A 19,788-nucleotide genomic window follows, 5' to 3' on the forward strand; every position below is an offset into this window, starting at 1 on the left:
GGCGGCGCCTCCGACGGCGTGCACCTCGAGACCGAGGAGACCGTGCAGCTGTCCGGCTGCACCGTCCGCGACAACCGCGGCAGCGGCGTCCGGCGGCCCGCTTTTCGCATCCGGGGGTGCGATGAAGGGAACCTTCCGGTCACGTGTGACAGGAAGGTTCCCTTCATCGCCGAGCGCTCGCTGCGACATGACCCACCTTGCCACTGCGTAATACGCGAACTAACCTGTGTATTACATTGATCGGCCATGCGGATCGAGTCGATCGAGTGGGATGACGCGAACCTGGAGCACGCCACCCGCCACGGCGTCTCGGCGGACGAGATCGACCAAGCGATCTCCGATGCGACCAAGGTGGCGCGGAACAAGCGGGCCAGGGCCGCATCCCATCTGCTGCTCGGCCGCACCCGCGGCGGCCGGTCGATCTTGGTGGCCATCGCTTACGACGAGCCGTCCGCAACGGTTCGTCCGATCACGGCTTGGGAGGCGACATGACTCGGGATCCGCACGACGGAGGCGCTTCCGACGAGGCCGAATGGGTCCAGCGACATCGCGAGGAGCTCGAGGCCGACTTCGACGACGCCGAGGAGATCGTGGTCGAGGTGGCCCAGCCGTTGAACGTGTCCACCTCGTTCCGGATGAGCCGCGAGGAAGCGGTGGCGATCCGCGAAGCCGCCACCGGCGCAGGCCTGAGCCAGTCGGAGTGGATCCGGACCGTCTGCGTCGCCGCGGCCCACCGGACCACGGCTCCAGTCGCCGGGATCAGCGCGTTCGAAGCGCGGAAGCTGCGAAGCCTGCTCGAACAGGCCGAGCGCATCGTCTGGCCTGCGACTCAAGCAGGCTGATCCGGACTCGTGCGGGCCGTCGGTTCCTCCGGGAACCGGCGGCCCGCTTGTCGCGTCCGGGGGTGCGATGAAGGGAACCTTCCGGTCACGTGTGACAGTAAGGTTCCCTTGCTGTCAGCTCCGGCGGTGCGCTGCCGCCGGTTCGCACGTGGAGGAGGAGACGGTGTACTTCACCGACCGGGGCATCGAGGAGCTCGAGGAGCGTCGCGGTGACGACGAGGTGACCTTGGCGTGGGTCGCGGACCGGATGCGGGTCTTCGTCGACCTGAACCCGGCGTTCGAGGACGCGACCGAGCGGCTCGCGACCTTCCTCGCCCGCGACGACGCGGACGACGACTGAGCCGCTCCCCCGCTCCGGATCGACCGGGAGGTTCCCGTCGTCCCACGGGTGATCGGAAGGTCCCCCGCACCGCGTCCGTGGCAGCAAGGTTCCCTTCCGCCGGTCGTGACAGGAAGGTTCCCTTCACTGCACTCGTGACCGGAAGGTTCCCTTCACCGCACCGGTGACCGAAAGGGTCCCTTCCTCGCAGGAAGGTCCCCTTCCTCACCGCACCCGCTCCCCCGCTCGCCACACCGCGTGCGTGAGCGGCACCCCGGGCCGGTAGGCGAGCCAGGCCGCGCTGGGCGCGTCGAGCACGTGCACGTCGGCGCGTGCGCCGGGCCGCAGCACGCCGACGGCCCCGTCGCCGGTGTCGCGCCGCAGCGCCCGCGCCCCGCCGAGGGTGGCGGCGCGGATCGCTTCGGGCACGGTCATCCGCATCTGCAGCACGGCGGTGGTGACGCAGAACGCCATGGACGTGGTGTAGGAGGAGCCGGGGTTGCAGTTGGACGCGAGCGCGACGGTCGCCCCGGCGTCGAGGAGTTCGCGGGCGGCAGGCAGCGGTTGCCGGGTGGAGAGGTCGCAGGCGGGCAGCAGGGTGGCGACGGTGCCGGATCCGGCGAGGGCCGCGATGTCCTCGGCTTCCAGGTGGGTGCAGTGGTCGACGCTGGCGGCGCTGAGTTCGACGGCGAGCCGCACGCCGGGTCCGGGTCCGAGCTGGTTGCCGTGCACGCGCAGCCCGAGTCCGCGGTCGGCGGCGGCACGCAGCACGCGCCGGGTCTGCGCCGCGTCGAAGGCACCGCGTTCGCAGAAGACGTCGCACCAGCGCACGTGGGGTGCGACGGCGTCGAGCATCTCGCCGCAGACGAGGTCGAGGTAGCGGTCGGGGTCCTCGCCGGGTGGGACGAGGTGCGCGCCGAGGAAGGTGACCTCGTCGGCTTCGGCGGCGGCGATCCGGGCGGCGCGGAGTTCGTCGGCGGTGGTGAGCCCGTACCCGGTCTTGGTCTCGACGCAGGTGGTGCCGTTCCGGGCGGCTTCGGCGAGGTGGCGGCGCAGCGTGCCGCGGAGTTCGTCGTCGGTGGCGGCGCGGGTGGCGTCGACGGTGACGGCGATGCCGCCCGCGGCGTAGGGCTCGCCGTTCATGCGGGCGGTGAACTCGGCGGTGCGGTCGCCGGCGAACAGCAGGTGGGTGTGGCTGTCGACCCAGCCGGGCAGCACGGCGCGGCCGCCGACGTCGAGGGCATGGTCGGCGGCGGGTGCGCGGTCGGCGGGTCCGGTCCAGGCGATGCGGTCGCCGTCGAGGACGAGTGCGGCGCCGCCGGGGGTGCCGAGCTCGTCGTCGTTCGTGGTGAGTTCGCCGATGCCGGTGATGACGGTGCTGGTCATGGTGTTCCGTCCGCGTCGGTGGTCAGCTGAGTTCGGCGAGCAGCCGCCGGAGCCGCTGCACCGGGTCGGGCACGTGTTCGTGGGTGTGGTCGCGGACGATGGCGCGGCCGTGGGCGATGACGTGCCGGACGTCGTCGGCGCGGGCGGCGGTGGGCACGTTGCGCAGGGGAATGCCTGCGAGGCGGGGCCGGTCGAGGTCGAGTGCGACGAGGTCGGCGCGGTGCCCGGGTGCGATGCGTCCGGCGTCGAGCCAGCCGAGGGCGCGGTGCCCGTGGGTGGTGGCCATGTCGAGCAGCTGCGGGGTGTCGAAGTGCCCACGGGTTTCGGTGCGCAGCCGCTGGCCGGCTTCGACGGCGTGGGCTTCGGCGAGCAGGTCGATGGTGGAATGCCCGTCGCTGCCGAGGGACAGCGGGCTGCCCGCGTCGTGCAGCGCGCGGGCGGGTCCGATGCCGTCGCCGAGGTCGGCTTCGGTGCTGGGGCACAGGCAGCTGCCGGTGCCGGTGTCGGCGAGCAGCCGCAGGTCGTGCTCGGTGAGGTGGGTGGCGTGCACGGCGGTGGTGCGGGGTCCGAGGGCGCCGCGCTCGTGGAGGAGTTCGGTGGGGGTGCGGCCGTGGGCGGCGCGGCAGGCGTCGTTCTCGGCGCGCTGTTCGGACAGGTGCACGTGCAGCGGGGTGCCGCCGCGGTGCGCCCAGTCGGCGAGGTGCGGGATCTGGTCGGCGGGCACGGCGCGCACGGAGTGCACGGCGGCGCCGAGGCGCACGCGGCCGCAGTCGACGCGGAACCTGTCGACCCGGTCGGCCCAGGCGGTGGCGTCGCCGTCGCTGAAGCGCAGCTGCACGCCTTCGGCGGGGGTGTCGAAGCCGCCGGTGAGGTAGCAGGTGTCGAGGAGGGTGAGCCGGATGCCCGCGTCGTGAGCGGCTTGGGCGAGCGCGGCGCTCATGGCGTTGGGGTCGTCGTAGCGGCCGCCGCCGGGCGGGTGGTGCAGGTAGTGGAACTCGCCGACGCAGGTGATGCCGGCGAGCGCCATCTCGGTGTAGGTGGCGGTGGCGAGCCGCCGGTAGCCGTCCGGGTCGAGCCGTCCGGCGAGCGCGTACATCTGCTCGCGCCAGGTCCAGAAGGTGCCGCGTCCGGTGGCGCGCCCGCGGAGTCCGCGGTGGAAGGCGTGCGAGTGGGCGTTGGAGAGGCCGGGGATGACGAGTCCGGGCAGCCGGGTGGCTCCGGCGGGCGGGCTGCCGGTGCGGGTGACGGCGGTGATGGTGGTGCCGTCGACGTCGACGAGCACGCCGGGCTGCGGCCCGTCGTCGAGCCAGGCGTGTTCGCACCAGTAGGTCATGCGGTCCACCTCCGGAGGACGTCGGCGAGCGCGCTGGTGCCCGCGGCGCAGTCGTCGGGTTCGGCGTGTTCGTCGGGCGCGTGGCTGATGCCGGTGGGGTTGCGGACGAACAGCATGGCGGTGGGCGCGTGGGCGGCGAGGACTCCCGCGTCGTGCCCGGCTCCGGTGGGCAGCACGGGTGCGTCGTCGAGCTGGTCGCGGAGTTCGTCGCGGAGCCCGGGGTGGAAGTGGACGGTGTCGCCGTAGGACTCCTCGGTGATCTCGACGGTGCAGCCTTCGTCGCCGGCGTGCTCGTGGGCCTGCCGGGTGAGCTCGTCGACGAGGGCGCGGGCGTCGGGGTGCCGCGGGGCCCGCGCGTCCAGCCACACGTCCACTGTGGACGCGATGACGTTGGTGCCGCCGGGGGTGGCCTCGATGCGGCCGACGGTGGCGCGGGCCTGGTCGCGGGCGGCGGCTGCGCGGCGGGCGGCGAGCACGGTGCGGGCGGCGGGGATCATCGGGTCGCGGCGGTCGCCGATCAGGGTGGCTCCGGCGTGGTTGCCTTCGCCGCGGAACCGGAACCGCCAGCGCCCGTGCGCGAGGATGCTGTCGGCGACGGCGACGGGCCGGTGCAGGTCGATGAGGCCTCTGCCCTGTTCGACGTGCAGTTCCACCAGGCGTCCGATGCGCCGCAGCGCCGCGTCGTCGCGACCGGCGCGGTCCGGGTCGTGCCCGGCGGCGCGCATCGCCTCGGCGAAGGTGGTGCCGTCGGGGTCGCGCAGCGCGCAGGCCGCGTCCCGGCTGATGCCGCCGCTGAGCAGCCGGGAACCGAGGCACGGCACCCCGAACCGGCCGCCTTCCTCTTCGGCGAACACGACGACGGCGAGCGGGCGCCGCGGCCGGAACCCGTTGTCGCGCAACGAGTCCACCGCGGCGAGCGCGGACACCACGCCGAGCGGCCCGTCGAAGGCCCCGCCGCCGGGCACCGAGTCGAGGTGGCTGCCGGTGACGACGGCGTCGTCGCCGGGTTCTCCCCACCACGCCCACAGGTTCGCGTTCCGGTCGGTCTCGACCTGCAGGCCGCGGCGCCCGGCCTGCTCGGTGAACCACTCGCGGAGTTCCCGTTCACCGCGGTCGAAGACGTGCCGGGAGTAGCCGCCGCGGCGCCGGTCGCGGCCGACGTCGTCGAGTTCGGCGAGCAGCCGGGCCGTGCTCATCGCCCCTCCCCCGCGATCGGCAGCCGCAGCCCGCGTTCGGCGGCGACGTCGCGGGCCCGGTCGTAGCCGGCGTCGGCGTGCCGCAGCACCCCGGTGCCGGGGTCGTTGGTGAGGACGCGTTCGAGCTTGCGGGCGGCGAGTTCGGTGCCGTCGGCGACGGTGACCTGCCCGGCGTGCAGCGAACGGCCCATGCCGACGCCACCGCCCTGGTGCACCGACACCCAGGTGGCACCGGAGGAGGTGTTGACCAGCGCGTTGAGCAGCGGCCAGTCGGCGATGGCGTCGGACCCGTCGGCCATCCCCTCGGTCTCCCGGTACGGGGAGGCGACGGATCCGCTGTCGAGGTGGTCGCGGCCGAGCACCAGCGGCGCGGACACCTCGCCGGAGGCGACGAGCTCGTTGAACCGCAGCCCCGCCCGGTGCCGTTCGCCGTAGCCGAGCCAGCAGATCCGGGCGGGCAGCCCTTGGAACGCGACCCGTTCCCCGGCGAGCCGGATCCAACGGGCCAGGTGCTCGTCCTCGCCGAACTCCTCGAGGATCGCGCGGTCGGTGGCGGCGATGTCGGCGGGGTCGCCGGACAGCGCGGCCCAGCGGAACGGGCCTTTGCCCTCGCAGAACAGCGGCCGCAGGTAGGCGGGCACGAATCCCGGGTAGTCGAAGGCGCGCGCGTAGCCGGCTTCGGCCGCTTCGCCGCGCAGCGAGTTGCCGTAGTCGAAGACTTCCGCGCCCGCGTCGAGGAAACCGACCATCGCTTCGACGTGCTCGGCGATGGAGTCGCGAGCGCGGGCGGTGAACTCGTCGGGCTTCTTCGCCGCGTAGTCCGCCCAGTCGTCGAGCTCGACGCCGCGCGGCAGGTAGGACAGCGGGTCGTGCGCGGAGGTCTGGTCGGTGACGATGTCCGCGGGCACGCCGCGCCGCAGCAGTTCGGGCAGCACCTCGGCGGCGTTGCCGATGACGCCGATGGACACGGCGCGCCGCTGGTCGCGGGCGGCGACGGCCTGCTCGACGGCGTCGTCGAGGTCGTCGGCGAGCACGTCGAGGTAGCGGTGCTGCACCCGGCGGCGGGCGCGTTCGGGGTCGCATTCGACGACGAGCGCGGCCCCGCCGTTCATGGTGACGGCGAGGGGCTGGGCGCCGCCCATGCCGCCGAGCCCGGCGGTGACGGTGAGGGTTCCGGCGAGGCTGCCGCCGAAGCGCTTGGCGGCGACGGCGCCGAACGTCTCGTAGGTGCCCTGCAGGATGCCCTGGGTGCCGATGTAGATCCACGATCCGGCGGTCATCTGCCCGTACATCATGAGCCCGAGCGCGTCGAGCCTGCGGTATTCGGGCCAGTTCGCCCAGTCCCCGACGAGGTTGGAGTTCGCCAGCAGCACCCGCGGCGCCCATTCGTGGGTGCGCAGCACGCCGACGGGTTTGCCGGACTGCACCAGCAGCGTCTCGTCCTCGCCGAGGGCGCGGAGCTCGGCGACGATGGCGTCGTAGCTGGCCCAGTTCCGGGCGGCGCGGCCGGTTCCGCCGTAGACGACGAGGTCCTCGGGGCGTTCGGCGACGTCGGGGTCGAGGTTGTTCTGCAGCATCCGCAGGGGCGCTTCGGTGCTCCAGGAGCGGGCGGTGCGGGTGGTGCCGCGCGCCGCGCGCACGGGCCGGGGTCCGGTGCTCATGCTCAGCCTCCCAGGTGGTTCTGCACGGTGGTGTTGACGGCGCCGGAGCGCAGCAGCGCTTCGGCCTCGGCGATCTGCGGAGCCAGGTGGGCGTCGGGGCCGGGCCCTGGCACGCGGGTGCGCAGCAGGTCCCGGACGGCGCCGGTGGCGGGGGCGGGTGCGAGCGGGGCGCGCAGGTCGAGGGCGCGGGCGGCGGTGAGCAGTTCGACGGCGAGCACGGTGCGCAGTCCGTCGAGGGCGCGGCGCAGCTTGCGGGCCGCCGCCCAGCCCATCGACACGTGGTCCTCCTGCATGGCGCTGGTGGGGATGGAGTCGACGGAGGCGGGCGCGGCGAGCCGCTTGAGCTCGGCGACGACCCCGGCCTGCGTGTAGTGGGCGATCATGTGCCCGGAGTCGACGCCGGGGTCGTCGGCGAGGAACGCGGGCAGCCCGTGCGAGCGGGCCACGTCGAGCATCCGGTCGGTGCGGCGTTCGGCCATGCTCGCCACGTCGGCGAGCGGGATCGCCAGGTAGTCGAGGGCGTGCGCGAGCGGGGCGCCGTGGAAGTTGCCGTTGGATTCGACGCGGCCGTCGTCGAGGACGACGGGGTTGTCGATGGCGGCGGCGAGTTCCCGGTCGGCGACGGTCTCGGCGAAGGTGGCGGCGTCGGCGGCGGAGCCGTGCACCTGAGGTGCGCAGCGCAGCGAGTAGGCGTCCTGCACGCGGTTGCAGTCGGGGCCGCGGTGGCTGGCCACGATCTCGGATCCGGCGAGCAGCCGGTGGATCCGCGCGGCGGAGCGGGCCTGCCCCGGGTGCGGGCGCAGGGCGTGCAGGTCGGCGGCGAAGACCCGGTCGGTGCCCAGCAGCGCTTCGACGCTCATCGCGGCGGTGAGGTCGGCGACCTCCAGCAGCGCGGTGAGGTCGTGCAGCGCGAGCACCAGCATCCCGAGCATGCCGTCGGTGCCGTTGGTCAGCGACAGGCCTTCCTTCTCGGCGAGCACCACGGGTTCGATGCCCGCGTCGGCGAGCGCGGCCGCGGCGGGCCGGGTGGTGCCGTCCGGGTCGAGGACCTGCCCTTCGCCGGTGAGGGCGAGGGCGACGGCGGCGAGCGGCGCGAGGTCCCCGGAGCAGCCGAGGGAGCCGTGCTCGTGCACGACGGGCACGATGCCCGCGTTGAGCGCGGCGGCGAGGGCGCGGGCGGTACCGAGCCGGGCGCCGGTGCGGCCGGTGCTGATGGTGCGCAGCCGCAGCAGCATCAGGGCGCGCACCACTTCGGGTTCGACGGCGGGCCCGGCGCCTGCGGCGTGCGAGCGGACGAAGGATTGCTGCAGCGCGGTGCGCCGTTCGGCGGGGATGTGCCGAGTGGCGAGCGCGCCGAAGCCGGTGGAGACGCCGTAGGTGGGTTCGGCGGCGGCGGCGAGCGCGTCGATGTGCCCGCGGGTGGCGTCGATGGCGCGTTCGGTGTCGGGGTCGAGCTCGACGGCGGTGCCGCCGCGGGCGATGTCGACGACCTGCTGCCGGGTCAGCTCGCCGGCCACCAACTTGTGCACGTGTCGCATTCCTCCATGTCACACGGGTGCGGCGCGACGCAGAAGCCCGGTTAGTGTGGTTCCGTCTGGGATTCCAGACGCATGGCGGGAGGTCCGGGTGGGTGCCAGCAGCGAGGTGCCCGCGCTGCGGCGCGGGCTGGCGATCTTGACGGCGATGGCGGGCCGGGCGGCTCCGGTGTCGGCGGGCGCGCTGGCCCGGGAGCTGGGGTTGCCGCGGTCGACGACGTACCACCTGCTGGCGGAGCTGGTCGCCGCCGGTTTCGTGGTGCGCCTGCCGGAGGAGCGCCGGTTCGCGCTGGGGGTGGCGGCGTTCGAGCTGGGTTCGGCGTACCTGCGGGGTGATCCGCTGGAGCGGCTGGCGAGCCCGGTGCTGCGCAAGCTGGTGGACGAGGTCGGCTGCACCGCGCACCTGGGGGTGTTGCACGGCGGTGAGCTGCTGTACCTGGTGCAGGAGCGCCCGTCGCGGGCGCAGACGCTGGTCACCGAGGTGGGGGTGCGGTTGCCCGCGCAGGTGACGGCGTCGGGGCGGGCGATGCTGGCGCACCTGCCCGCCGCGCAGGTGCGGGCGTCGTTCCCGGCGGGTTTCGCGCGCCGCACCGAGCGGGGTCCGCGGACGTTGCCGGAGTTGCGCCGCACGCTGGCCGCGGAGCGCCGCTTGGGCTGGGCGGTGGAGGACGGGCACGTGACGGGCGGGTTCGCTTCGGTGGCGTGCCCGGTGTTCGGCGCGGACCGGTGGCCTGCGGCGGCGATCAGCGTGACGTTCCGGCACGTGTGCGAACCGGCCGGGCCGACGGGGTGCGGTGCGACGTGGCCGGAGCTGGCGGCGGCGGTGCGGCGGGCGGCCGCGGAGTTGAACGAGCGGCTCGGCGGCCGCCGCTGAGCCGCTGCCGCTTGCGGAGAGCGCGGCCCGGAACAGCCGAGTGCCCGGCCCTCCGGGAGGAGGACCGGGCACTTCGTTCCCGCGAGGGAAATTCGAGCTATCAGCTCTCGTTGCCGACGCCGGTGACGGCGCCGGAGTCGCCGCCGTCGCCGCCGTTGGAGGCGGAGCACTCACCCGAGCCCAGGACACCGAGGCCACAGATCAGGTTCAGGCCCACGCCGCCGCTGCCGCCGGAGCCGCCGTTGCCGGACTCGCTGGTGATCTCCGGGTCGTCGTGCCCGCCGGCGAACGCCGCGGTGGAACCGGCGCCGAGCATGGCCACGGCGACCGCGGTCGCACCAAGGAGGCGAGTAGAAGTACGCATGCGAGATTCCCCTCGTTGCTGAATCGGATTCAACCGCTACCACCGAAGGAGGTCGAGGTTCGAGCCCCTCGGTGATCGGCGAGAAAACCATCGCATTGATCGCCGCCTACAGCACCTTCATTAGCGCCAAAGTGGGACGCTGATAACCCGTTCGAATCAATTTTCACCCAGATCCGAACGTTTTTCCGGCGGATGGCGGCTTGATCCGCGATCGAGTATCACGAACCCCGAGATGTTCATTCCGTCTCGACACCGTGATGATGACCGTCGACGTGCCGGGAAAGCCGGTCACGATCGCTTTCGGCGAGATCGACTCGGCGGTTCGGACGAATTTGAGGAGGCGGGTTCCAACGCGATCATCTGAATTGGCAACATCGCCGGGCCGGGACCCGGTGCGCACAGCGATGTGCCCGGCCCCCTCCAAGGAGGGGACCGGGCACATTCTTTCCCGCGGCGGAAAGTTCGAGCTATCAGCCCTCGGTGTTGCCGACGCCGGTCTCGGAGGCGGTGTCGCCGCCGTTGCCGCCCTCAGCGGCGGAGCACGAGCCCTGCCCCAGAATGCCGATGCCGCACAGCAGGTTCACACCGATGCCGCCACTGCCACCGGCGCCGCCGTGACCGGACTCGCTGCTGACCTCCGGCCCGTCGTCGTGCCCGCCGGCGAACGCCGTGGACGAGCCGGCGCCGAGCAGAGCCACGGCGGCCGCGGTCGCACCAAGGAGGCGAGTAGAAGTGCGCATGCGAGATTCTCCTCGTTGTTGCTGAATCGGATTCAACCGATCAACCGGCGGAGGACGATTTTCGAACCCCTCGGTGATCGGCGAGAAAACAATGGCACCGATCCGCGGCCGAAGCATCTCCAGTAGCGCAAAAGTGGGCGGGGTTCAACACCTCGGTTGGCGGCGTCACGCTCCGTGGACCGGTTGCTCGCACGATGCGGCGACACGGATCGACCCTGAAAGGTAATCATATTTCGCGGGAACTTGAAGCGGATCAGCCGGAACCGCCGCCCCCGGCACCGGTGGAGCGCCACTCGGGACCGAATGCGCCCCACCCGTTTCAGGCCCCCACCGAGGCGACGAACTCCTTCGCGAGATCGGTGGGATTGGCCTTCTCCACTTCGAGCCGCCGGTTGAGCTCGGTGAGCTCTCCGGTGGTCAGCGCCCGCGACACCCGGTCGATCGCCGCGGCCTGCCGCGGGGTGAGCCTGCCCTCGCCGACCAGCGGCACCACGTGCTGGGCGGGGAACATGTCGCGGGTGTCCTGCAGCGGCACCAGGTCGTTCGCGGCGATCTGCGAGGACGTGGTGAACAGGTTCGCGACCTGCACGGTGTCCCCGGTGAGCGCTTCGACGGTGACCGTGCCCGCTTCGAGGTTGCGGATCTGCCGGAAGGTGCAGCCGTAGACCTCGGCGATGCGCTGCTCCCAGCGGGTCTTCCACTCGGCGGGGGCGCCGAGCACGAATTCGCCGCAGCGCGGCCCGAGGTCCTGCAGCGTGCGGATGCCGGTGTCGGCGGTGCGGCGGGTCACGGTGAGCACGTCGGAGTCCTCGGCGGGGGCCTGCTCCAGGACGTCCAGGCCGGGCGGCAGCTTCCGCCGCAGCTCGTCGTAGACCTGCTGCGATTCGGTGGCCGGGTCGTTCTCGTCGACGTACTGCAGCAGGTTGCCGGTGTAGTCGGGCATCACCGACAGCTCGCCCTGGGCGACGGCGTTGACGTAGGTCTCGCGCGCGCCGATGCGGGGTTTGGTGTCGACCTCGGCACCGGTGCGCCGCAGCGCCTCCGCGTACACCTCCATCACGAGTTCGCTCTCGGTGAAGTCGGCGGAGCCGACGACCAGTGCCCCGTTCGTGCCGTCACCGGCCTGGAACGGGTCGCCACCGCAGCCCGCGACCCCGACCAACGCCAAGCCGGCCAGCGCCAGCGCTCCCCATCGCTTCACGGCGTGCTTCTTCCCGTCGCAGTGGACAACGTGTTCAGCCGGCATGCGTCGCGGCCGCGGGCGGGCCGGTGCGGATGCCGCGCGGCGTGACGGCCCGCGAGAGCCTGCTCAGCAGCACGTCGAGCAGCACCGCCAGCAGCCCGATGCACAGCGCCGCGGCGAGCGTCTGGCCGTAGTCGTAGGTCTTGATGCCTTCCAGCAGGATGCTGCCGAGCCCGCCCAGCCCCACGTAGGCGGCCACGGAGGCGGTGGCGACGACCTGCAGCATCGCGGTGCGCACCCCGCCGAACAGCAGCGGCGCCGCGTTCGGCAGCTCCACCTGCCACAGCTGCTGCATCGGGGTCATGCCCATGCCCTTGGCGGCGTCGCGCACCTCGGCGGGCACGCTCTGCACCCCGGCGTAGGCGCCGGAGAGCACCGCGGGGATCGCGAGGATCACCAGCCCGGTCAGCGTGGGCGCTTCACCGATGCCGCCGATGAGCACGAACAGGGTGACCAGGCCGAGCGTCGGCAGCGCCCGCAGCGAGTTGCCGAGCACGACGACGGTGGCGCCGCCGCGCCCGGTGTGCCCGATCCACAACCCGATGGGCATCGCGATGATCGAGGCGCACAGCACCGACAGCACGCAGTAGTACAGGTGCCTGCCGGTCTGGGCGAGCAGCCCGGTGGAGGAGAACCAGTGCTCCGGGTCGGACACCCAGGCGACCAGCTCGTTGATGATCATGTCAGCGTCCCCCCGCGTTCGCCCGCAACCACGGGGTGCACAGCCTGCGCAGCGCCACGATCAGCAGATCCCCCACCATCGCCAGCGCCAGCGTGAGCACCACGCCGAGCAGGATCGGCGTCAGGTAGTCCCGCTGGAACCCGTCGGTGAACAACCGGCCGAGCCCGCCGATGCCGATCAGCGCGCCGACGCTGACGAGGCTGACGTTGCTGACCGAGGCGACCCGCAGCGAGGTGCTCAGCACCGGCAGCGCCAGCGGCACCTCGACGGCGAAGAACCGGCGCCGCGGCCGGTAGCCGAGGGCGGTGGCGGCGGTGACGACGTGCTCGGGCACCGAGTCGAGGCCTTCCATCACGGGCCGCACCAGCAGCGCCGCGTTGTAGATCGTCAGCGCGATGACCACGTTGATCGCCGCGGTCGCGCCGGTCCCGATCACCGCCGGGATGATCACGAACAGGGCCAGCGAGGGGATCGTGTAGAGCACGTTCATCGAGCCCAGCAGCACTCCGCGCAGCTTCGGCGCCCGCTGCGCGAGCCGCCCGGCGGGGACCGCCAGCAGCGCGCCCAGCACCAGCGGCACCAGCGCCAGGTAGATGTGCTGGCCGAGGGACTCCAGCACCACCTCGCGGTTGCTGGGGCTGGAGAAGTAGTGCACGAGCTCGTCGATCACGGCCGCTCCCCGCGCCCGGCCTCGATGACGTCGAGCACGTGCCGGGCGCCGACGACGCCGACGTACCCGCCGTCCTCGTCGACGACGACGCCGAGCCCGGACGGCGCGGACAGCGCCGCGTCCAGCGCGCCGCGCAGCGCCGTCCCGCGGGTGTGCAGCGAGCCGCCCGCGACGAGCACGTCCTCGGTGAGCGGTTCGCCCGCGGTGGTCCGCGGCGGCAGCCAGCCGCGCGGCCTGCGGTCGGCGTCGAGGACGAGCACCCAGTCGTCGCCGGTGGTCCCCGGGGTATCGCCGAGGGTGGCGGTGCCGATCTCGCCGGGTTCGATGCCGCCGCCGTCGGTGAACGACAGCCGCCGGTAGCCGCGGTCGCGCCCGATGAAGGAGGTCACGAAGTCGTCGGCGGGCCGGGCGAGCAGCTCGTCGGGCGCGGCGTACTGGGCGACGTGCCCGCCGGTGCGCAGCACCGCGACCTTCTCGCCGAGCTTCACCGCTTCGTCGATGTCGTGGGTGACGAACAGGACGGTCTTGCCGAGTTCGCCTTGCAGCCGCAGCAGTTCGTCCTGCAGCCCTTCGCGGACGACGGGGTCGACGGCGCTGAACGGTTCGTCCATCAGCAGCACCGGCGGGTCGGCGGCGAGGGCGCGCGCCACGCCGACGCGCTGCTGCTGGCCGCCGGAGAGCTGCGCCGGGTAGCGGTCGCCGAGCGAAGCGGGCAGCCCCACCAGATCCAGCAGCTCTTGAGCACGCCGCCGGGTGTCGCGGCGGGAACCGCGGAACAGCCTCGGCACGGTGGCGATGTTGTCCAGCACGGTGCGGTGCGGGAACAGCCCGGCCTGCTGGATGACATAGCCGATGCCGCGGCGCAGCACCGCGGGGTCGGCGGCGCGCACGTCCCGCCCGTCGACGAGCACGGTGCCCGCGCTCGGGTCGATCATGCGGTTCACCATGCGCAGCAGAGTGGTCTTGCCGCAGCCGGAGGGCCCGACGAGCACGGTGATCGTGCCCGCTTCGACCGCCAGGTCCACGTCGTCGACCGCGACCGCGCCTCCGGGATATTCCTTGCGCACGGACCGGAACTCGATCAACCGAGCCCCCTCGGATCACCGACAGTCACTTGCCGACCGCCGCAAACCTGGCCGACCCTAACTCGAACGCCGGAACGATGCGATGATCCACGACTCCTGCGTGATCTTTTCCGCCGCTTCCAGCAGCCGCTTCCCACGATCCGGGAGATCTGCTACCCGGACGGCGAACCCGGCGGTTCCGGCACCCGTCCCGCCATCATCACCCGCACCCGCATCCCTCGGCGCGGCGAACGAGCGAGCGGCGGCCCGCGCAGGCCCGGCGCCGTCGTCCTACCGGCGGCGAGCAGTGAGCACCGGGCGGGCAGGACCACCCGCGCGCCAGTGCTCGTCTAGTTCGCGCAGGTAGGCGACGGGCGGCCCGTGGCGCCGGCCGGTGCCCGCGACCTCGTCCGGCCGGCGGAGGTTCCGCGCGACCGTCCCGCGAACCGGTCGCCCGCGGCGGAGGACGCGCTCCCGCGACGCGAAGCCCGCCGGGGTTCCGCCACCCGCACCCGAGCAGCGGACCCCGAGCGGGATCACCGATCGTTGGTCAGCGGCAAGGGGCCCGTTTCCAGCAGCGCCCGGAACTCCCTGGCCGGCATCGGCCGGGAGAACAGCCACCCCTGGTAGGCGTCCACCCCGACCCCGGACAGCACGTGGAACTGGGTCGCGGTCTCCACCCCTTCGGCGACGCACAGCCGCCCCATCGCGCGCGCCATGCCGACGACGGCCTGCGCGACGGCGAAGTCGGAGGGATCGCCGCCGACCCCGGCGACGAACCGCCGGTCCACCTTGATGATCTGCGCGGGCAGGTCCTTGAGCCGCGCCAGCGAGGAGTAGCCGGTGCCGAAGTCGTCGACCGCGAACCGGACGCCGCGCGCGACGAGCTCACCCATCGCCTGCCGGGTGCGGGAGGGGAGGTCGACCAGCGCGGTCTCGACGAGTTCGAGCACCACCCGGTTCCAGTCCAGCCCGCATTCGGCGACGGTGTCGGCGACGACGTCGACGAAGTCGGCGCCGCCGGGCACGAGCCCGGCGAGGTTCACCGCGATCCCGACCTGGCGCCCGTTCGGCACCGGCCAGGTGGAGGCTTCGCGCAGCGCGGTGCGCAGCACCCACCGGTCCAGCTCGCGCAGCAGGTCGCCCTGCTCGGCGACGGGCAGGAACGCGTCGGGGCTGAGCAGCCCGCGGTCGGGGTGCGGCCAGCGCACCAGGGCCTCGGCGGTGAGCACGGTGCCGTCGGAGGCCACGACCGGCTGGTAGTGCAGCGTCAGCCCGTCGTTGTTCAGCGCTTCCCGCAGCTGCCCTTCGAGGTGCAGCTGCCGGTCGGCGGAGGCCATCAGCGCGGGACTGGCCAGCGACACCTTGCCCGCACCGCGCCGCTTCGCCTCGAACATGGCGGCGTCGGCGAACCGCAGCAGGTCCTCGCCGCCGGAGCCGCCGCCGCTGGGCACCGCGGCCCCGATGGACGCCGACACCCGGATCAGCTGCCCGTGCACCGGCACGGCGGTGCGCAGCAGCCCGGACACGCGGGTGGCGAGCGAGTCGAGCCCGCCGACGGCGGCGATGTCGGAGCAGATGATGAGGAACTCGTCGCCGGACAGCCGCGCCGCGGTGCAGCCCTCGGGCAGCCCGCCTTCGAGCCGGCGTGCCAGCGCCACCAAGAGCTCGTCGCCCGCGTCGTGGCCGAGGGAGTCGTTGACCCGCTTGAAGTTGTCGATGTCGCAGAACAGCACGGCGACGCCCGCCGGATCGCCGCTGCCGAGCAGCGTCCCCAGCAACTCCTTCACCGCGGCCCGGTTCGGCAGCCCGGTCAGGTCGTCGTGGGTGGCCTGGTAGCGCAGCGCCTCGGCGGCGCGGCGGCGTTCGGTGATGTCCTGGAACACCACGAGCCAGAACCGGGTGCCGTCGTCCTGCACGGACAGCGCGACGTGCAGCTCGCAGTACACGGGTTCGCCGTCGGAGCGGATCAGCAGCCGCTGCGGCACCTTCCGCCGCCCGGCGCGGGACGAGGCGCTCTCGTCGGAGGCGGCGCGCAGCCCCGAGTCCCGCTCGTCCGGGTGGGTCATCTGCCGCGCGCTCATCCCGCGCAGCTGCTCCAGCCGGTAGCCGAGCAGGTCGCACAGCGCGTCGTTGGCGTCGACGAGGTGCTCGTCCTGGTCGAACAGGCCGATGCCGACGGGGGTGACGGCGACCAGGTCGGTGAACCGCTGCGTGGAACGTTCGATGCGGGTCAGCGCGGTGCGCTGCTCGGTGACGTCCTGCGCGGTGCCGACGAGCACCATCCGGCCGTCGGGGTCGCGAATGGCGGTGCCGTGCGCGCGCAGGGTGCGGACGGCGCCGTCGCGGCGCACGAAGCGGTGCTCGACCTCGACGGGTTCGAACCGCTGGGACAGCCCGCGCCAGGCCTCGTCGACGCGGTCCCGGTCCTCGGGGTGCACGCCCTGCAGGTAGCTCTCGTAGCTGGTGGCTTCGCCGGGCTGGTGGCCGCAGATCTCGCGCATCATCTCGGACAGCTGGGTGATGCCGGTGGCGGCGTCCCACTCCCAGGTGCCGAGGCGGGCGGCGCGCTGCGCGTCGTGCAGCTTGCGGCGTTCGTCGCGCAGCTGCCGTTCGAGCAGCCGCTGCTCGGTGACGTCCTGCACGGTGCCTTCGATGCGTTCGACCCGGTCGGCGGCATCGCGCTCGACGCGGCCGGTGCAGAGGAACACCCGGTCGGTGTGGTCGCGCAGTTCGACCTCGACGAGCCTGCCGACGGGCGCGGCGCGCAGCCGGGCGCCGAACTCCTCGGCCTTCGGCTGGTCGTCGGGCCGCACGGCGACGACCATGTTGAGCCCGTCGAAGGCGTCCTCGGTGCCGCTGGCGTGGAAGAGCTCCTTGAGCACCGGGCTGTGGTACATCTGCCCGGTCTCGGGGTACACGCTCCAGCTGCCGACCTTCGCGATGCGCTGCGCCTCGATGAGCCGGGCGCGTTCGTCGGCGATCTCCGCGCCCGGCGGGGCGGCGTCCTCGGACAGCAGATCGCGCACGTCCGTCAGCACGGTCACCCGCAGCGACGGGTCGCGCGGGGACGGCCAGCTCAGCACCCGCACCGCGACGTCCTGCGCGCCGCGCAGCAGCGACACGGAGCCGGCGCGCACCACGACCTCGCCGAGCCGCGAGCCGAGCAGCTCGGCATCGTCGGCGGCCCCGGCCAGCCGGACGGCTTGACCGGTGACCTGCAGGATCGTGCCGTCCGCTGCGCTGAGCAGCGCGGGTGCGTCGGGTAATCCGGCGTCGTCGGGCGAGCCCGTCGCCGGTTCCGTCACGCCTCTCGCCCCGGTAGCGGGCGTTCCGTCAAACCGATCGGTCACCAGCACCCCTCCTGCGTAGCGGCCACGTTCACCGGGCACACGACCGAAGACCGACCTCCCGCACGTGATCGGCACCACAGCGAGTTACCGACCTGACCTTACCGGCACGGACTCCGCAGCGAACCGCTGGTCGCCCTTCGATCAACGCCACCCGCACGTGTGACGACGGGCACCGGCGGCCATGACGCGAACGCCGCGGGACGTGCCCGCCGGACAGACCACTGGGGCGCACCGCGAACGATGCGCCCCAGTGGTCCGGATGTTCGATCTCCGCGGCCGGGCCGCGGGCCGCGGGGTCAGGCAGTGGCGACCCCGTCCGCGCGGGCCGCGGCGGCGACGGCGCTGATCACGGCGGGGGCGACCCGCGGGTCCAGCGGGCTCGGCACGATCTTGTCGGCGGCGAGTTCCTCGGCGACGACCTCGGCGATGGCCTCCGCGGCGGCGACCTTCATCCGGTCGGTGATCATCCGGGAGTTCTCCTGCAGCGCGCCCTTGAAGATGCCGGGGAACGCGAGCACGTTGTTGATCTGGTTCGGGAAGTCGCTGCGCCCGGTGGCCACGACCGCCGCGTGCCTGCGCGCGACGTCCGGGTGCACCTCCGGGTCCGGGTTCGACAGCGCGAACACGATCGCGTCGTCGGCCATCGTCGCGACCAGCTCCTCCGGGATCTGCCCGGCGGAGACGCCGATGAGCACGTCGGCCCCGTCGAGGGCGTTCTCCAGCCCGCCGGTGATGCCGCGCGGGTTGGTGTAGCCGAGCAGTTCTTCCTTGATGGGCGTGAGGTTGTCCCGCCCGGAGTGCAGCACGCCCCGCGAGTCCAGCACCACGATCTCGCCGACCCCGGCGGTGTGCAGGATCTTCGCGCACGCCACGCCCGCGGCGCCCGCACCGGAGATCACCACGCGCATGGTGGACATCTCGCGGCCGACGATCTTCGCGGCGTTGCGCAGCGCGGCGAGCACCACGACGGCGGTGCCGTGCTGGTCGTCGTGCATGACGGGGCAGTCGAGGGCCTCGATGAGGCGGCGCTCCAGCTCGAAGCAGCGCGGCGCCGCGACGTCCTCCAGGTTCACCGCACCGAACGAGGGGCGCAGCCGCACCATCGTCTCCACGATCTCGTCGACGTCGGTGGTGTCCAGGACCAGCGGGATCGAGTTGAGCCCGGCGAAGGTCTTGAACAGCGCCGACTTGCCCTCCATCACGGGCAGCGAGGCGCGCGGCCCGATGTCGCCGAGGCCGAGCACCGCGGTGCCGTCGCTGACCACGGCCACCAGGTTCTGCGTCCAGGTGTAGCGGTCGGCGAGCGTCTCGTCGGCGGCGATGGCCCGGCTCACCTTGGCCACGCCGGGCGTGTAGGCGATCGACAGGTCGCGCGCGCTGTCCAGCGGCGCGGTCACGTCGACGCCGAGCTTGCCGCCCTCGTGCGCCTGGAAGATCTCGTCGTCGGTCAGTTCCGCGCCGCTCGCGGCGGGGGAAGTGCGATCGTTCACAGTGGTCACGGCGTCCCTCCTGTTGCCATGGCCTGCGAAATCCGGGCGATCCCGGATTTCGGAGCGAATGGGTGACGAACAGCCACCCGGCGACGCGCTCGTCAGGGCTCCCGGGCGGTACCGGTGTGCGACGGGCGTCGGGACGACCGGTGCCGGTTTCCCTGGTGCGGGAAAGCGAACCGGTGGACGCTGCGGTCCGGCCAGTCTGCCAGTGCGGGTTCCGCACTGTCAGCGACCAGGGTCACAGACTTGATCGAGCAGGTCGGGCGTCACGCGAGCGGTTTCCCGTCGGCAGTTCTCGGTGGCGCAATATTTCCCGATTTTCCGCGCGGGCTCGCGGGCCGGGCCCCGAGCGGCGTCCCGGACGGCCGGTGACGCCGGGCGCTTAGGCTGCGGATCGTGGAAATCCGCTCCTTCGACATCATCGGCGTGCACGCGTTCACCCCGAAGTCCTTCCCCGACCACCGCGGGCTGTTCGCGGCACCGTTCCAGGAGTCGGCGCTCGCCGAAGCCGTCGGCCACCCGCTGCGGGTGGCGCAGACCAACCACAGCGTTTCGGCGCGCGGCGTGATCCGCGGCGTGCACTTCGCGGACGTGCCGCCGGGGCAGGCGAAGTACGTGTACTGCCCGCGCGGCTCGATGATCGACGTGGTGGTGGACGTGCGGGTCGGTTCGCCGACGTTCGGCCGGTGGACGGCGGTGCGGCTGGATTCGGTGGAGTACCGGGCGCTGTACGTCGCCGAGGGGCTCGGGCACTCGTTCATCGCGCTGGAGGACGACACCGTGATGAGCTACCTGTGCTCCACCCCGTTCACGCCGTCCGCGGAGCACGGGATCAACCCGTTGGACCCGGAACTGGGACTGCCGTGGGCCGAGCACTTCGACGGGGAACCGGTGCTCTCGGACAAGGACCGCGCCGCGCCGACCTTGGCGGCGGCGGCCGATGCGGGCCTGCTGCCGGACTACGACGCCTGCCTGCGCCGCTACGCCGACCTCCGCGCCGCGGCGTGACCGGCAGGTCGCCCTGGCCGGTCGG

The 19,788-nt window shown here is 72.9% G+C and carries 19 protein-coding genes; 6 read left to right on the forward strand and 13 right to left on the reverse strand.

The genetic code is table 11. The annotated features are described in order from the left end of the window. The 4 genes from ABZ805_RS22565 to ABZ805_RS22580 all read left to right on the forward strand — a co-directional run. On the forward strand, positions 1-240 hold a 240-nt coding region (locus tag ABZ805_RS22565), incomplete at its 5' end, for a hypothetical protein (RefSeq protein ID WP_358443609.1). Between the two features lie 6 nt (positions 241-246). Next, positions 247-492 carry a hypothetical protein gene (locus ABZ805_RS22570; protein ID WP_358443612.1) on the forward strand — a complete coding sequence of 82 codons (246 nt, stop codon included), beginning with the start codon at positions 247-249 and terminating at the stop codon, positions 490-492. Beyond that, positions 489-842, forward strand: a complete 354-nt coding sequence (locus tag ABZ805_RS22575; RefSeq protein WP_358443614.1) for a hypothetical protein — start codon at positions 489-491, stop codon at positions 840-842. The genes ABZ805_RS22570 and ABZ805_RS22575 overlap by 4 nt, the downstream gene beginning before the upstream one ends. A 163-nt stretch (positions 843-1,005) precedes the next feature. After that, on the forward strand, positions 1,006-1,182 hold the full coding sequence (locus ABZ805_RS22580; RefSeq protein ID WP_224958280.1) for a DUF6104 family protein: 177 nt from the start codon (positions 1,006-1,008) through the stop codon (positions 1,180-1,182). A gap of 204 nt (positions 1,183-1,386) precedes the next feature. Here the strand turns inward: ABZ805_RS22580 and hutI are convergent, their stop codons facing one another. From hutI to hutH, 5 genes are read right to left on the reverse strand one after another with little or no spacing between them, the layout of a single operon-like run. Further along, entirely contained in the window at positions 1,387-2,547 is a 1,161-nt protein-coding gene (gene hutI / locus ABZ805_RS22585; RefSeq protein WP_358443617.1) for an imidazolonepropionase, read from the reverse strand. 22 nt (positions 2,548-2,569) lie between these two features. Then, positions 2,570-3,880, reverse strand: a complete 1,311-nt coding sequence (locus ABZ805_RS22590) for a formimidoylglutamate deiminase (RefSeq protein WP_358443620.1) — start codon at positions 3,878-3,880, stop codon at positions 2,570-2,572. Then, positions 3,877-5,076, reverse strand: a complete 1,200-nt coding sequence (locus ABZ805_RS22595) for an allantoate amidohydrolase (RefSeq protein WP_358443623.1) — start codon at positions 5,074-5,076, stop codon at positions 3,877-3,879. The genes ABZ805_RS22590 and ABZ805_RS22595 overlap by 4 nt, the downstream gene beginning before the upstream one ends. Beyond that, positions 5,073-6,737, reverse strand: coding sequence for a urocanate hydratase (gene hutU, locus ABZ805_RS22600; RefSeq protein ID WP_358443626.1), 1,665 nt, complete (start codon positions 6,735-6,737; stop codon positions 5,073-5,075). The genes ABZ805_RS22595 and hutU overlap by 4 nt, the downstream gene beginning before the upstream one ends. Positions 6,738-6,739: 2 nt before the next feature. Then, complete coding sequence (gene hutH / locus ABZ805_RS22605; RefSeq protein ID WP_358443629.1) at positions 6,740-8,275, reverse strand: histidine ammonia-lyase; 1,536 nt, start codon at positions 8,273-8,275, stop codon at positions 6,740-6,742. An 88-nt stretch (positions 8,276-8,363) separates the two neighbouring features. Between hutH and ABZ805_RS22610 the strand changes: the two genes are divergently transcribed. Continuing rightward, positions 8,364-9,146, forward strand: coding sequence for an IclR family transcriptional regulator (locus ABZ805_RS22610; RefSeq protein ID WP_358443632.1), 783 nt, complete (start codon positions 8,364-8,366; stop codon positions 9,144-9,146). Positions 9,147-9,246: 100 nt separating this feature from the next. Here ABZ805_RS22610 and ABZ805_RS22615 read toward each other — a convergent pair whose 3' ends face one another. From ABZ805_RS22615 to ABZ805_RS22650, 8 genes are all read right to left on the reverse strand, one after another. Continuing rightward, positions 9,247-9,510 (reverse strand): hypothetical protein, encoded by a 264-nt coding sequence (locus tag ABZ805_RS22615; protein WP_358443635.1) that lies wholly within the window; start codon positions 9,508-9,510, stop codon positions 9,247-9,249. Between the two features lie 470 nt (positions 9,511-9,980). After that, positions 9,981-10,250: a hypothetical protein gene (locus ABZ805_RS22620; protein ID WP_358443638.1), complete on the reverse strand. Its 270-nt coding sequence runs from the start codon at positions 10,248-10,250 to the stop codon at positions 9,981-9,983. Between the two features lie 319 nt (positions 10,251-10,569). Further along, positions 10,570-11,451, reverse strand: coding sequence for an ABC transporter substrate-binding protein (locus ABZ805_RS22625; protein ID WP_358443640.1), 882 nt, complete (start codon positions 11,449-11,451; stop codon positions 10,570-10,572). A gap of 34 nt (positions 11,452-11,485) precedes the next feature. After that, entirely contained in the window at positions 11,486-12,175 is a 690-nt protein-coding gene (locus tag ABZ805_RS22630; protein WP_358443643.1) for an ABC transporter permease, read from the reverse strand. 1 nt (position 12,176) lies between these two features. Beyond that, positions 12,177-12,845 carry an ABC transporter permease subunit gene (locus ABZ805_RS22635; protein ID WP_358443646.1) on the reverse strand — a complete coding sequence of 223 codons (669 nt, stop codon included), beginning with the start codon at positions 12,843-12,845 and terminating at the stop codon, positions 12,177-12,179. Further along, the gene (locus ABZ805_RS22640; RefSeq protein ID WP_358443649.1) at positions 12,842-13,930 is read right to left on the reverse strand and encodes an ABC transporter ATP-binding protein; all 1,089 of its coding nucleotides are present in this window, start codon (positions 13,928-13,930) and stop codon (positions 12,842-12,844) included. Before ABZ805_RS22640 ends, ABZ805_RS22635 begins: the two co-directional genes overlap by 4 nt. 515 nt (positions 13,931-14,445) lie before the next feature. After that, positions 14,446-17,217 (reverse strand): EAL domain-containing protein, encoded by a 2,772-nt coding sequence (locus ABZ805_RS22645; RefSeq protein ID WP_358443651.1) that lies wholly within the window; start codon positions 17,215-17,217, stop codon positions 14,446-14,448. A 341-nt stretch (positions 17,218-17,558) separates the two neighbouring features. After that, positions 17,559-18,761, reverse strand: a complete 1,203-nt coding sequence (locus ABZ805_RS22650) for a malic enzyme-like NAD(P)-binding protein (protein WP_358443653.1) — start codon at positions 18,759-18,761, stop codon at positions 17,559-17,561. 390 nt (positions 18,762-19,151) lie between these two features. Here ABZ805_RS22650 and ABZ805_RS22655 point away from each other — a divergent pair, with 390 nt between their 5' ends. Then, the gene (locus ABZ805_RS22655) at positions 19,152-19,763 is read left to right on the forward strand and encodes a dTDP-4-dehydrorhamnose 3,5-epimerase family protein (RefSeq protein WP_358443655.1); all 612 of its coding nucleotides are present in this window, start codon (positions 19,152-19,154) and stop codon (positions 19,761-19,763) included. Positions 19,764-19,788: the final 25 nt, after the last annotated feature.

The sequence above is a fragment of the Saccharopolyspora sp. NPDC047091 genome (assembly GCF_040643635.1).
GTDB lineage: Bacteria > Actinomycetota > Actinomycetes > Mycobacteriales > Pseudonocardiaceae > Saccharopolyspora_C.

Excerpts from the sequence above, each read along its gene's own strand:
- ABZ805_RS22570 (WP_358443612.1), top strand. The coding sequence starts at position 247 with ATGCGGATCGAGTCGATCGAGTGGGATGACGCGAACCTGGAGCACGCC.
- ABZ805_RS22575 (WP_358443614.1), top strand. The coding sequence starts at position 489 with ATGACTCGGGATCCGCACGACGGAGGCGCTTCCGACGAGGCCGAATGG.
- hutI (WP_358443617.1), bottom strand. The coding sequence starts at position 2,547 with ATGACCAGCACCGTCATCACCGGCATCGGCGAACTCACCACGAACGAC.
- ABZ805_RS22590 (WP_358443620.1), bottom strand. The coding sequence starts at position 3,880 with ATGACCTACTGGTGCGAACACGCCTGGCTCGACGACGGGCCGCAGCCC.
- ABZ805_RS22595 (WP_358443623.1), bottom strand. The coding sequence starts at position 5,076 with ATGAGCACGGCCCGGCTGCTCGCCGAACTCGACGACGTCGGCCGCGAC.
- hutU (WP_358443626.1), bottom strand. The coding sequence starts at position 6,737 with ATGAGCACCGGACCCCGGCCCGTGCGCGCGGCGCGCGGCACCACCCGC.
- hutH (WP_358443629.1), bottom strand. The coding sequence starts at position 8,275 with ATGCGACACGTGCACAAGTTGGTGGCCGGCGAGCTGACCCGGCAGCAG.
- ABZ805_RS22615 (WP_358443635.1), bottom strand. The coding sequence starts at position 9,510 with ATGCGTACTTCTACTCGCCTCCTTGGTGCGACCGCGGTCGCCGTGGCC.
- ABZ805_RS22620 (WP_358443638.1), bottom strand. The coding sequence starts at position 10,250 with ATGCGCACTTCTACTCGCCTCCTTGGTGCGACCGCGGCCGCCGTGGCT.
- ABZ805_RS22630 (WP_358443643.1), bottom strand. The coding sequence starts at position 12,175 with ATGATCATCAACGAGCTGGTCGCCTGGGTGTCCGACCCGGAGCACTGG.